This is a genomic window from Acinetobacter calcoaceticus, assembly GCF_051947995.1.
Taxonomy (GTDB): domain Bacteria; phylum Pseudomonadota; class Gammaproteobacteria; order Pseudomonadales; family Moraxellaceae; genus Acinetobacter.
Genome location: NZ_JBLVVH010000010.1, coordinates 17,703 through 31,573, shown reverse-complemented (window position 1 = coordinate 31,573; position 13,871 = coordinate 17,703). Strand labels below are relative to the sequence as shown.

The 13,871-nt window shown below is 44.5% G+C and carries 11 protein-coding genes; 10 read left to right on the top strand and 1 reads right to left on the bottom strand.

Features of this window, described 5'->3' with window-relative positions:
* The first annotated feature begins 260 nt into the window (after positions 1–260).
* A complete protein-coding gene (gene dld / locus ACNQO6_RS15880) occupies positions 261–1,967 on the top strand; it encodes a D-lactate dehydrogenase (protein ID WP_440209605.1) in 1,707 nt (568 codons plus the stop codon).
* A gap of 71 nt (positions 1,968–2,038) precedes the next feature.
* On the opposite strand, the gene ACNQO6_RS15875 is transcribed toward dld, so the two are convergent.
* The gene (locus ACNQO6_RS15875; RefSeq protein WP_005228320.1) at positions 2,039–3,253 is read right to left on the bottom strand and encodes an amino acid aminotransferase; all 1,215 of its coding nucleotides are present in this window, start codon (positions 3,251–3,253) and stop codon (positions 2,039–2,041) included.
* A 451-nt stretch (positions 3,254–3,704) separates the two neighbouring features.
* On the opposite strand from ACNQO6_RS15875, the gene ACNQO6_RS15870 reads away from it, so the two are divergent.
* The 9 genes from ACNQO6_RS15870 to ACNQO6_RS15830 all read left to right on the top strand — a co-directional run bounded on the left by ACNQO6_RS15870 (position 3,705) and on the right by ACNQO6_RS15830 (position 13,775).
* Positions 3,705–4,415: a GntR family transcriptional regulator gene (locus ACNQO6_RS15870; RefSeq protein WP_440209604.1), complete on the top strand. Its 711-nt coding sequence runs from the start codon at positions 3,705–3,707 to the stop codon at positions 4,413–4,415.
* Entirely contained in the window at positions 4,408–5,292 is an 885-nt protein-coding gene (prpB, locus tag ACNQO6_RS15865; RefSeq protein ID WP_004773358.1) for a methylisocitrate lyase, read from the top strand. The genes ACNQO6_RS15870 and prpB overlap by 8 nt, the downstream gene beginning before the upstream one ends.
* A gap of 328 nt (positions 5,293–5,620) precedes the next feature.
* On the top strand, positions 5,621–6,778 hold the full coding sequence (gene prpC / locus ACNQO6_RS15860) for a bifunctional 2-methylcitrate synthase/citrate synthase (RefSeq protein ID WP_440209603.1): 1,158 nt from the start codon (positions 5,621–5,623) through the stop codon (positions 6,776–6,778).
* Positions 6,778–9,384: a Fe/S-dependent 2-methylisocitrate dehydratase AcnD gene (gene acnD / locus ACNQO6_RS15855; protein ID WP_440209602.1), complete on the top strand. Its 2,607-nt coding sequence runs from the start codon at positions 6,778–6,780 to the stop codon at positions 9,382–9,384. Before prpC ends, acnD begins: the two co-directional genes overlap by 1 nt.
* Before the next feature lie 75 nt (positions 9,385–9,459).
* Positions 9,460–10,893, top strand: a complete 1,434-nt coding sequence (locus ACNQO6_RS15850) for a hypothetical protein (protein WP_440209601.1) — start codon at positions 9,460–9,462, stop codon at positions 10,891–10,893.
* Between the two features lie 336 nt (positions 10,894–11,229).
* Positions 11,230–11,373, top strand: a complete 144-nt coding sequence (locus ACNQO6_RS15845; RefSeq protein WP_004637424.1) for a zinc ribbon-containing protein — start codon at positions 11,230–11,232, stop codon at positions 11,371–11,373.
* Between the two features lie 127 nt (positions 11,374–11,500).
* Complete coding sequence (locus ACNQO6_RS15840; protein WP_199950048.1) at positions 11,501–12,076, top strand: DUF4126 domain-containing protein; 576 nt, start codon at positions 11,501–11,503, stop codon at positions 12,074–12,076.
* 40 nt (positions 12,077–12,116) lie between these two features.
* Positions 12,117–12,815 carry a hypothetical protein gene (locus ACNQO6_RS15835; protein ID WP_440209600.1) on the top strand — a complete coding sequence of 233 codons (699 nt, stop codon included), beginning with the start codon at positions 12,117–12,119 and terminating at the stop codon, positions 12,813–12,815.
* Between the two features lie 72 nt (positions 12,816–12,887).
* Entirely contained in the window at positions 12,888–13,775 is an 888-nt protein-coding gene (locus tag ACNQO6_RS15830) for a DMT family transporter (RefSeq protein WP_440209599.1), read from the top strand.
* The last annotated feature ends 96 nt before the right edge of the window (positions 13,776–13,871 follow it).

Sequence of the window (13,871 nt, the reverse complement as noted above, 5' to 3'; positions counted from 1 at the left end):
CAAAAGTAACCAAAAATCCTCTATTCCGATGACGGTACTTCCTGAGCAATTTCAAAGCATGGCTTTGAAAGCAGCGCAAGGCAATCGGAATAGGCGGCATCCTTGCCGCCTTCCGCGATAGTAAATAAAGGGCTGATTCGTATTGAAGAATGAGCTACTTAAATAATTACTTATAAACATTAAGACCCTGCCGTGCTGATCTAGTTTGAGCATGCATAAGATATAGCTAGATTTTATATGGATGATCCAAAGGAGCCACCATGCAAACATTTTCTCCCAAAGTGGTGATTGATCGTTTACAGCAGATTGTTGGACGTCAGCATGTACTGAGTGATGATCAAAGTACTCGCCAGTATCGTCAGGGCCGTCGTTTTGGTGAAGGCAAAGTATTTGCAGTGGTCATCCCGGGGACCTTGCTGGAACAGTGGCAGGTGCTGCAAGCGGCGATTGCAGCGGACTGTATTGTCATCATGCAAGCTGCCAATACGGGGCTGACCGGTGGCTCAACACCTTATGGTGATGATTATGACCGACCTGTGTTGGTGATGAGTACCCGTCGTTTAAAAGGCATTCAGGTGATTCATGAGGGTAAGCAGGTGATCTGTTTGCCGGGGGCGACTTTGGACAATCTGGAACGACTGCTGAAAGGCTATGATCGTGAGCCGCATTCGGTGATTGGTTCTTCCTGCATCGGTGCTTCGGTATTGGGCGGTGTCTGTAATAATTCAGGCGGTGCCTTGGTTCGTCGTGGCCCTGCCTATACCGAACTGGCGCTGTATGCACAGGTCAATGCCCAAGGTCAGCTGGAATTGGTAAATCATCTGGGCGTCAACTTGGGCTCAACTCCTGAAGAAATCCTGACCCGTTTAGAACAGCAACGCTATCAAGCCACAGATATTCTGGATGATGCTGAAAAGCAGGCATCCGATCAACGCTATGCGCAAGACGTCACTCAAGTCGATGCCGACAGTCCGGCACGTTTTAATGCCGATCCTTCACGTCTGTTTGAAGCCTCGGGTTCGGCAGGCAAAGTCTGTGTATTTGCGGTGCGTCTGGATACCTATGAAAAGGTAGAAAGCAGTGTGTTTTATATTGGCAGCAATGATGCTGATGACCTGACTGCAATTCGCCGTTATTTACTGACTTCATTGCCAAGCTTGCCAATTGCAGGCGAATATATTCATCGTGATGCGTATCATATTGGTGAAAAATACGGTAAAGATACCTTCCTGTTTATTGAGAAATTCGGCACCGCCAATGTACCCAAAGCCTTTGCGCTCAAGGATAAGATCGATGGCTTTTTAGAAAAGTTTAAAATCAAAGGGCTGACCGATCATATTCTACAAGCGCTCACGTCCTTGTTACCGAGCCATCTACCTAAGCGGATGACGGAATATCGCGATCGTTATGAGCATCATTTGATGTTGCGCGTTGAAAACAATTGCAAGGCCCAGACCGAGCAATTTTTACATGACTATTTTGCAGTGCATTCATCAGGCAATTTCTTCCTTTGTGATGCTGAGGAAGGACGTAAAGCCTTTTTGCATCGCTTTGCGGTGGCTGGTGCAGCGATTCGTTATCGTGATACCCATCGGGATGAAGTGGAAGATATTGTGGCGCTAGATATTGCATTACGTCGTAACGATCGTGAATGGGTCGAGCAATTGCCTGCGCAGATGGAGCAGCAGATTATTCATAAGCTCTATTATGGACACTTTTTCTGTCACGTGTTTCATCAGGATTACATTCTGAAAAAGGGCAATGATCCTTTAGCGATGGAACATCAAATGTGGCATTTACTCGATGCCCGCCGTGCGGAATATCCTGCCGAGCATAATGTCGGTCATATGTATATTGCCAAGCCTGCACTGGCCAATTTCTACCAGAAACTTGATCCGAATAATTGTTTTAATGTCGGGATTGGACAGACCTCTAAATTGAAGTATTGGGGCAAGGCCAAGTCCTGACTTTAAATAAAACAGGAAATAAAACAGGCAATAAAAAAGGCGCTTGAAGCGCCTTTTTTAGGTGTTACAACTTAAGCGGTTGCAGCAGATTTTGCTAAAACTTCAGCCACTGCTTTGGCAACTTTGTACACGTTATTCATGTTCAGACCAGCAACACAGATACGACCACTACGTACCAGGTAGATTGCATATTCTTCACGAAGAATGTCTACTTGCTCAGCCGTTAAACCTGTATAGCTAAACATGCCTTTTTGGTTCACAAGGTAGCTAAAGTCACGGTCTGGTAACGCTTTAGTCAATTCATCTTTCAAGATGCTACGCATTTTGATAATACGCTCACGCATCTCTTTGACTTCGCCTTGCCATTGTTGATTGAGATCAGCGTCATTTAACACTTGATCAACCAACCACGCACCTGTTGTTGGTGGGCTAGAGTAGATACGACGTACTGTTGCTTTCAACTGACCAAATGTGCATTTTGCTGCTTCAGCATCGTCACATACGAAAGTCAAACCACCAACGCGCTCACCGTAAAGTGAGAAAATTTTAGAGAACGAGTTGCTGACAATAAAGTTCAGACCGGCTTGGTCTAAAGCACGGATGGCATAAGCATCCTGTTCCATACCATCGCCAAAACCTTGATAGGCGATGTCGAGGAACGGAATCAGGTTACGTTCTTTTAATACCACAATCACTTGATCCCATTGTGCCGGGTTCAAGTCTGCACCTGTTGGGTTGTGGCAGCATGGGTGTAATAACACAATGCTTTGCTCTGGCAATGTTTTTAACGTAGACAACATCCCGTCAAAATCAACGCCACGTGTTTCAGCATCGAAGTACGGGTAGAAGTTGCTCTTGATGCCTGCACCATTGAAGATGGCAACGTGGTTATCCCAAGTTGGCTGGCTCACCCAAACTTCTGAATTCGGGAAGTAGGTTTTCAAGAAGTCTGCACCGACTTTTAATGCACCTGAACCACCAAGCGTTTGAATCGTTGCAACACGACCTTGTTGAATTGCAGGGCTATTTGCACCAAACAATAAGGCTTGAATCGCATCGCGGTAAGGCTTGAAACCTTCCATTGGTAAATAAAGCTTGGTTTGGGTGTTTTTAGGAGCAATACGTTTCTGCGCTTCGATAATGGTATCAAGCTGAGGAACGATACTGTCTTCGTTATAGTACAAACCAATACTGAGGTTTACCTTTTCAGCACGCGAATCAGCATTGAACTGTTCCATGAGTGATAGGATCGGATCGCCTGCATAAGGTGGGATATGTTGAAACATTAACAATGTCCTTTTCTTCAACAAAGTGCATAGATGTCTGGGGAGGTCGGCTTCAGAAGCGGAACCTTCGATGCCCAATAATGTATCAATAAAGACTGCATGAAGCACGCTGTTATTTACATTTTGGTGCAGTATTTACTTACAAAATTTGTCGCCATGTGAACATTATAAAGATTGTCTACAATCAGGCTGTCATACCATGGTCGTAGCATGAACAGTCTAAGGCTGCCCAGTCGATTGGCTTGCAGGGCTAAATGAGGCATAGAGTTGAGTTTAAGTTATTGTTTTATCTGTTTTTATATGGGTTTTTTGGCAATGCATTGATGCGCCGTTAAATCAGGCTAATACAGTAGGATTGAAAGCATCAGTCTAATTTATTGTCGACAATCCTATTGCATTTTTTCTTTTACCTCGTTATAAAATCATCAAAACCGTAGAGATTGTCGACAATATGCAAGATATCCTTGTTCCTCAAGCCCTCAGCACCAGTCAGGGAATGACCCTGACGGAACACGTATTCAAGCAAATTCAGTCGGCGATTGTATTGGGACAGATTCCTGCGGGCAGCAAGATTTCAGAGCCTGAGCTGGCACGGATGTATGGCATCAGTCGAGGTCCATTGCGTGAGGCGATTCATCGGCTGGAAGGGCAGAAACTGGTGGAACGAACGGCCCATGTCGGTGCCCGTGTAGTGTCATTGTCACTGCAACAGTTTCAAGAGCTCTATCAAATTCGTGCGTCATTAGAAGGTTTGGCCTGTAAACTGGCCGCGCAGCATATTGATAAAAAACAGATTCTGGCCTTGCGTGATGTATTGCGAATGCATGCCGAAGATGAAAACTTTAAAGCAGGTAAAGGCTATTATCTGCAAGAAGGTCAGGACGATTTCCATTACTGCATTATCAAAAGCAGTGGCAATAAAACCCTAGAAAAAATGTTATGTGATGAGTTGTATCATCTCATCCGCATGTATCGAATCCAGTTTTCAAATACCCCAGATCGCCCGAGCAAAGCTTGGGACGAACATATCCGCATTTTAGATGCGATTGCCGAAGGTGATGGTGAGCTGGCTGAAATGCTGATGCACCGTCACATCAATGCATCCTACAAAATTGTTGAGCAAACATTGCTGCAAAATCAAGGAGAACAACAACATGGCTAAACAGTCAGCTGGTCAGCTATTCCGCGACGCGGTCGCAAATGAAAAACCATTACAGGTGGTGGGCGCGATCAATGCCAACCATGCGTTATTGGCAAAACGCGCAGGCTACAAGGCCATCTATTTGTCTGGTGGTGGTGTTGCGGCGGGTTCTTTGGGCCTACCTGATTTAGGCATTAGTAACCTTGATGATGTATTGACCGATGTACGCCGCATTACCGATGTCTGTGACCTGCCATTATTGGTCGATGTTGACACTGGTTTCGGTGCTTCTGCCTTTAATATCGCACGGACTACCAAGTCGATGATCAAGTTTGGTGCTGCTGCCATGCATATCGAAGACCAGGTGGGTGCTAAGCGTTGCGGTCATCGTCCGAATAAAGCCATCGTGACCCAGCAAGAAATGGTCGATCGTATTAAAGCCGCAGTTGATGCACGTACCGATGACAGCTTTGTGATCATGGCGCGTACCGATGCACTTGCAGTTGAAGGCTTGCAGGCTGCGATTGACCGTGCCGGCGCGTATATCGAAGCGGGTGCAGACATGCTGTTCCCGGAAGCGATCACGGAATTGGCGATGTATAAGCAATTTGCAAATGCCACCAAGGTGCCTGTTTTAGCCAATATCACCGAATTTGGTTCTACGCCATTATTTACCACGGAAGAACTGGCTTCTGCCGATGTCAGCATTGCGCTGTATCCACTTTCTGCATTCCGTGCCATGAACAAGGCCGCAGAAAATGTTTATGAGACTTTGCGTAAAGAAGGCACGCAAAAGAATGTGGTCGATACCATGCAAACCCGCCAAGAACTGTATGAACGCATTAATTACCATGCATTTGAACAATATCTTGATGGAACTTTTGCGAAGAATAAATAATTTTACCCCCTCCTAACCTCCCCCAGAGGGAGAGGGATTTCACGAATTTAAGACTTTCTAGTAGAGATAAAAAAGTATTTTTATCAGTTTCATGAAAGTATTAATGATCGTGAAGGCGGCATGGATGCCGCCACGTTGGGCTGCCTTACGCTGCTTTCAAAGCGATCCTTTGAAATTGCTCAGGAAGTACCGTCAGGCCAACAAAGGATTTTTGCTTACTTTTGATCCATCAAAAGTAAGTCCGGCCGAAGGCTTATCCTCAAATAAGATGAGAGTTCGGTAAGACACCGCTACGAAATTCACCTAAGGATATAAAAAGGACAATCTTATGAGCAGTAATGAAACAACAACAGGCTTCAAACCAAAAAAATCAGTTGCCCTTAGCGGACAAGTGGCAGGCAACACCGCACTCTGTACCGTAGGCCGCAGCGGCAACGACTTACACTACCGTGGCTATGATATTCTCGACCTTGCAGCAGGAAGCCAGTTTGAAGAAGTGGCACACCTGTTGGTACACGGTAAATTGCCAAACAAAGCCGAACTCAAAGCCTATAAAGCAAAATTAAAGGCATTCCGTGGCTTACCTGCAGCACTGAAAACTGCACTTGAGCAACTACCACCATCTGCACACCCAATGGATGTGATGCGTACCGGTGTATCAGTTTTAGGTTGTTTAACGCCTGAACATGAAGACCACAACGAAGCAGGCGCAAAAGACATCGCCGACAAATTGATGGCTAGCTTGGGTTCAATGTTGTTGTACTGGTACCACTTCAGCAACAACGGTCGTCGTATCGAAGTTGAAACCGATGATGACTCGATTGCTGCGCATTTCTTGCATCTCCTGCATGGTGAAGCGCCATCGGAAGAGTGGATTCAAGCCATGCACACCTCTTTGATTCTGTATGCAGAGCATGAGTTCAATGCATCTACCTTTACTTCACGTGTGGTGGCAGGGACAGGTTCAGACATGTATTCAGCCATTACAGGCGGGATCGGTGCGCTACGTGGCCCTAAACATGGTGGTGCCAATGAAGTGGCATTCGTGATTCAACAACGCTATGACAATGCCGATGAAGCCGAAGCCGACATCCGTAAACGTGTTGAAAATAAAGAAGTCGTGATTGGTTTTGGTCACCCGGTGTATACCGTGTCTGATCCACGTAACGAAGTAATCAAGCAAGTGGCGCGTGAACTGGCTGAAGCACAAGAAAATACCAAGATGTATCTGATCGCTGAACGTTTAGAAGCGGTGATGAAAGAAGTGAAGAACATGTTCCCGAACCTCGACTGGTTCAGTGCAGTAAGCTATCACTTGATGGGCGTACCAACGGCAATGTTCACGCCATTATTCGTGATTGCACGTACTGCGGGCTGGTCTGCACACGTTATTGAACAACGTCAGGACGGCAAGATCATTCGTCCAAGCGCCAACTATACCGGCCCTGAAAACCTTGAATTCAAACCATTGGCGGAGCGTGGTTAATGAACACAAAATATCGTAAACCGCTGGCAGGTACCCAGCTCGAATACTATGACGTGCGTCAAGCCGTTGAAGATATTCAGCCAGGCGCATACGCAAAGCTGCCATACACCTCGAAAGTACTGGCTGAGCAGCTGGTACGTAAAGCGGATGCCGAGAATTTAACGGCCTATTTAACTCAGTTGATCGAACGCCGCCAGGATTTCGATTTTCCGTGGTATCCGGCACGTGTGGTCTGTCACGACATTTTGGGACAAACCGCACTGGTGGATTTGGCTGGTTTGCGTGATGCGATTGCCGATAAAGGCGGTGATCCTTCTAAAGTCAATCCAGTAGTGCCAACCCAGTTGATCGTCGACCACTCATTGGCAGTGGAATATGGTGGTTTTGATCCGGATGCCTTTGAGAAAAACCGTGCAGTAGAAGACCGTCGTAATGAAGACCGTTTCCATTTTATTGAGTGGACCAAGACCGCCTTTAAAAATGTCGACGTGATCCCTGCGGGTAACGGTATCATGCATCAGATCAACCTGGAAAAAATGTCTCCAGTGATCCAAAACCGTGATGGTTTGGCATTCCCGGATACCTGTGTGGGTACAGATTCTCATACCCCGCATACCGACGCGCTTGGCGTGATTTCAGTCGGTGTCGGTGGTCTGGAAGCTGAAAACGTGATGCTTGGTCGCGCATCTTGGATGCGTCTGCCGGACATCATCGGGGTTGAGTTTGTCGGTCAGCGTCAGGCAGGGATTACCGCAACCGATATCGTCTTGGCATTGACTGAGTTCTTGCGTAAAGAGCGTGTTGTTGGTGCTTACCTCGAGTTTTTCGGTGAAGGTGCTGACAGCATGTCGGTGGGCGACCGTGCTACGATTTCGAATATGACCCCAGAATATGGCGCTACGGCTGCGATGTTCTATATCGACCAGAATACCATCGACTATTTACGCCTGACTGGTCGTGAAGATACGCAAGTGGCTTTGGTTGAGCAATATGCCAAAGAAATCGGGCTTTGGGCATCGGATATGACCCAAGCTGAGTACCCACGTGTCCTGCGTTTTGACCTTTCAACCGTGACTCGTAATATTGCCGGCCCATCAAACCCGCATGCACGTGTCTCTACGGCTGACTTGAAAGAGAAAGGCATTGCCGGTGTAGTTGAAAACCGTACTGATGGCTTAATGCCTGATGGCGCAATCATTATTGCGGCCATTACCTCTTGTACCAATACCTCTAACCCGCGTAATACCGTGGCAGCAGGTCTGTTGGCACGTAAGGCCAATGAGCTGGGCTTGGTACGCAAGCCTTGGGTGAAATCCTCATTTGCACCGGGTTCAAAAGCGGCTGCGCTATATCTTGAAGAAGCGGGCGTACTCAAAGATCTTGAGAAACTTGGTTTTGGTATCGTCGCTTATGCATGTACCACCTGTAATGGTATGTCAGGCGCACTTGATCCCGTGATTCAACAAGAAATCATTGATCGTGACTTGTACGCAACTGCGGTACTTTCGGGTAACCGTAACTTCGATGGCCGTATCCATCCATACGCAAAACAGGCATTCCTTGCATCTCCGCCTTTGGTTGTGGCCTATGCAATTGCAGGAACCATTCGTTTTGACATTGAAAAAGATGCGTTAGGTCATGACAAAGACGGTAACCCGATTTACCTGAAAGATATCTGGCCGTCGGATGCTGAAATTGATGCATTGGTCAAAGAAGCGGTGAAGCCTGAACAGTTCCGTAAAGTCTATATTCCAATGTTTGACTTGGGCGAAGTTGAACAAGCCGAAAGTCCGTTATACGACTGGCGTCCGCAAAGTACTTACATCCGCCGTCCACCATATTGGGAAGGGGCGTTGGCGGCACCGCGTACCTTAGCCAATATGCGTCCGTTGGCGATCTTGGGTGACAACATCACCACCGATCACTTGTCGCCATCGAATGCGATCCTGATGGATTCGGCTGCGGGTGAATACCTGCACAAAATGGGCGTACCTGAAGAAGACTTTAACTCATACGCAACCCATCGTGGTGACCATTTGACCGCACAGCGTGCGACCTTTGCCAACCCGAAACTGTTTAATGAAATGGTGGTTCGTTCCGATGGAACCATTAAGCAGGGTTCAAAAGCGCGTGTAGAGCCTGAAGGCGAAGTGATGCGGATGTGGGAAGCGATTGAAACCTACATGAACCGTAAGCAACCGTTGATCATTGTGGCGGGTGCGGATTATGGTCAGGGTTCAAGCCGTGACTGGGCGGCTAAAGGTGTTCGTCTTGCAGGTGTTGAAGCGATTGTTGCCGAAGGTTTTGAGCGTATTCACCGTACTAACTTAGTCGGTATGGGGGTTTTACCGCTTGAGTTTAAGCCGGGTGTAAACCGCAAAACTTTGAAGCTAGATGGTACTGAGCTGTATAGCGTAATTGGTAATATTGCACCGCGTTCGACGTTAACGTTAGTGATTGAACGTGCCACAGCGGATGGTAAGGAAGAGATTCTGGAAGTACCTGTAACATGTCGCCTAGATACAGAAGAAGAAGTTTCTGTTTATGAAGCGGGCGGGGTATTACAGCGTTTTGCTCAAGACTTTTTAGAAGGTCAAGTGGCTTGATAATGTACTAATCTTGTTGATTATCTTTAATAAAAGCCCTACTTTAGAGTAGGGTTTTTTTTAAAGATATAGAATATGGCTAAAAAGAAAATTTTAACAATTGGCTTTTCTTTGTATGGAGATGATGCTGAATATTGTGATTTTAATTCAGAAACTTCGTTGTTAGATTGGGATATAATTTTAATCCAGCCTGATATTAGTGATTACTTATTTAGGGGAGGAGATTATTTTCAAGGGAAAAAAAGCCTTTCGGATTATGATTCCTTTACTCTTAAATCTAAAACAGAGCACTGGAAAAGAGAAATAAAAACAGCAATGGATCATGGGAAGTTAGTTGTTGTTTTCTTAGATAAGTTGCAAGAGGTATTTATAGCAACAGGAGAAAAACAATATTCTGGTACTGGAAAAAATAGGCAAACTACTAGAATAGTAACTTCATATACTAATTATGATATGTTGCCTATTAAGTTGAAAATTACAAATTCGAAAGGTAAAGAAATAAAATTAGCACCTAAAAAATCAGAAGTAGTATCTACCTATTGGAGTAGCCTTGGTGACAATTCCTCATATCAAGTATTAGTTGAAGGAGCTGTTGTACCTTGTTTGCAAACTAAACATGGAGATAAAACAGTAGGTTTTATTTTGAATGCAAGTAATTCAAATGGAGCTTTAATAGGTTTGCCTAATATAAATTTTTCAGACGATTCCTTTTTTGATGAAGAACAAGAAGAATGGAGTGTAATAGGTCAACAATTTTCTCATAATTTTATTAAACAGATAGTTAGCTTAGAAAAATCAGTTAAGCAAGACGGAGATTTAACAGTAGAACCAGATTGGGCGAGGGTTGATCAATTTAAATTAAAGAATGAAGAGATAGAAAATAATAAATTACTTATTTTGGAGGAAAAACTAAGTAAAATATCTGCTGAAAAAGAAGCCGTTTTAGAAAGAATAAACCAGCTAAGTAAATTAAGAAATTTATTATTTGAAAAAGGAAAACCTTTAGAGTTTGCAATATTAGATGCATTAGAAATTTTAGGCTTCTCTGTGTCTCAATATGAGGATGCTGATTCAGAATTTGATGCAGTTTTTGAGTCAGAAGAGGGGCGACTAATTGGAGAGGTTGAGGGAAAAGATAATAAGGCTATCAATATTGATAAGTTGAGACAATTATCTTTGAATATACATGAAGATCTACAACGAGAAGAGGTTTTAGTACCCGCTAAATCGGTACTCTTTGGAAATGCTTATCGCTTACTTCCTTTAGAAGAAAGACCTAATCCATTCACTGATAAATGTAGCTCTGCTGCCTTAGTTGGCTCGACTGCATTAGTATTTACCCCCGATCTTTTTTTAGTGGCTAAATATTTAAAGGATAATAAGAATGCCAGATTTGCAACACAATGTAGAAAATCTATTTTAGAAGCAGTTGGTCGAGTTAAATTTCCCTCTCTCCCCACAAAAAATGGAAATATCCCTTTAAGTAATAAAAGATTAGAAAACAATTGATTTAAATTTTTACTTAAAATGATTATAGAAAAGCCCAACATCCTGTTGGGCTTTTCTATATTTGGTTGCTAGATATGACTCCCATCGTACCTCACGATCTGATGTTTGAACCTATTATTATTTTATGTTCCGGAACATCCTGTTCCTGTATGAACTCATCATAGGAAAAAAGTGGTAAGTCGCCAATCCGCATAATTCCTAACGCGTGTATAGAAAAAATGTACACATTCCATCCTTCACCTTTCCGCCATCACCACTCGTCGGAAAGGTCAATAAATAATCAAAACTATCAAGCTATAGTATATGTACCATTTCTAAAATCTATGGAGAGCAAAGATGGTAACTGCTGGCGAAAAACCTGGAACAGGCTTCTATTTTTGTGTTCAATGCGGACACCGCACCTATTTAGAAATTGGTACTGATCGTTTACCTCCGTGTACCAAATGCCTTGGCAATCAATTCAACAGTAAGAATGCCTAAGCCGCAAAATACCAAACAGTTACCCACTGTTTGAATAAAAGCCCTATCCCTTGATAGGGCTTTTTGTTACCTTAAAAATAAGATTTAAATAACAAGACCTGTCATAGGCATAGAAAGGTAATCCATGATGGAAACAATTTTAGGACTCTGTATTGGCGTGGGCCTCAGCGCAGCCTGTGGTTTTCGTGTCTTTGTGCCGCTGTTGGCGATGAGTATTGCCACCCTTATGGGATGGTATCAACCTGCCCAAGGCTTTGAATGGCTGGCACTTCCATCGGTGTGTATGGCACTGGGTTTTGCCACCATTTGTGAAATCGCAGCCTACTATGTGCCGTGGGTGGATAACCTATTAGATACCATTGCCACACCTGCGGCTGTGGTGGCAGGTACACTGACCACGATGGCGGTGAGCAGTGGAGAAATGTCGCAGTTTGCCACTTGGGCTGCTGCATTGATTGTCGGTGGTGGAACCGCAGGTGTGGTGCAAATGAGTACCGTAGCGGCACGTGGGGTTTCGACGGCAACCACAGGCGGGCTGGGTAATTTTGTGGTGGCTACCGGTGAACTGATTGGCTCGATCTTATTATCCATTCTCGCCTTTATCATGCCTGTGCTGATTACCGTTTTAGTGATCATTTTAGTGATCGTCACGGCACGCTGGATTCGTGCAAAACGCCAGCAGAAACTCAGCCATTCCCTATAAAGGCCATAACAGTAATCACGCCCTAAATGATGAAATAACAATGAATAAGAAATGTATTGCACTGATCTTGGCTTGCTCAAGCCTATCCATATTGCCGCAAACAACGTTTGCTCAAGCACAGCCAACAGCAGAAGAACTGAAGCTGCGCAAAGATAAAGTAACCTATAAAGCCTATCTCCCTGCAAAATATCATCTCTTTGAAACGATTGAAGGCGACCTGAATAAAGATGGTTTGAAGGATGTGATACTGATCGTCAAAGCCACCGATCCCAAAGCCTTTGTACAGGATGAATATCGTGGGCGCTTAGACCGCAACCGCCGTGGTGTGATTGTATTGCTGAATCAAAAAGGTACATACAAACCGATTGTGACTAACCTCAGTTGTTTTAGCTCGGAAAATGAAGATGGCGGGGTCTATTTCCCACCTGATCTATGGTTTGAAATTAAAAATAATCTATTGAGTGTCTATTATTCGCATGGACGTTATGGTTATTGGCGTTACCTGTTCCGTCTGGAAGGCAATGATCTACGCCTGATTGGTTATGATGATTCAAGTAATCATGGCCCCCTGATTCAAAGTCAAACCAGTATTAATTTTTTAACGGGTAAAAAAGTTGTTCGTGACAATTTAAGCCAAGACCCAGAAGAAGATCCAAGATTTAAAGAAACATGGAGCAAAATCAATCAGCCACCGATCTATCTGTCCAAAGTAAAAGACTTTAATGATTTAAGTTTTTAAGCACGGACGACTATCGAAAAAACAGTCAGAACCGCGTAAATTAGCGGCACTGATAATATTGCGTTCAAGCTTATGATGATCACTTGGATTCTGTTCACCCTGATGGCTGCATTCATGCAGGCTTGGCGCAATGCATTTCAAAAACAACTCAGCACCAGCGTGGATGTTTATGGCACCACACTGGCTCGCTTTATCTTTTCACCGATCTTTGCCTTTAGCTATTTGGCCTTTCTGTATCTGCATCAGCCTGTCATCGCATCGGTGCATTTTTCCGATAAATTCTGGCTCTATATCGTGATTGCAGGGATTAGCCAGATCTATGCCACGGCCTTGATGGTGAAACTGTTTCAGCAAAAGAACTATGCCATTGGTGTCGGACTCGCCAAAAGTGAAGCGATCTTGGCCGCCTTGGTCGGGGTACTGTTCTTACAGGAACATCTCAGCACATGGGGCTGGGTCGGGGTGGTAATTGGGGCACTTGCAGTATTCTTACTGAGTAAAGGTAAGCAACAATCTGATCTGTCCTTAAAAACCCTGATGATTGGGCTGGGCAGTGGGCTTTGTTTTGCCATCACCTCTTTATTAGTGCGTGAAGCCAGTCTGGAACTGAGCATGTTGCCATTCCTGCATCGTGCCGCTTGGGTGTTGTGCAGTCTGATCAGCTTTCAATGCATGGTATTGCTGATCTATCTCGGATTTTTTAGCCGCCCGACGCTGTATCAAATGTGGCAGCGTGTTGGCTTAACCTTAAAAGTGAGTATTTGTAGTTTTCTGGCCTCGGTCGGCTGGTTTAGTGCCATGAGTATGCAGACCGTCGCCATTGTCAAAACGCTGGGGCAGGTCGAAATCTTATTTAGTTTGCTGATCTCGGCTTTTTTCTTTAAGGAGAAACTCGCTAAAACCGATCATTTAGGTCTGTGGCTAGTGATTGTGGCCGCGATTATGGTGATTTGGGCCTAAATCACAATCTCTTTTTGAAAAAATACACATGTAAATTTGAATTTATCGGAATATAAATCGTAGTTTTTTACTGGAAGTGGGAAATATTTCAAGATT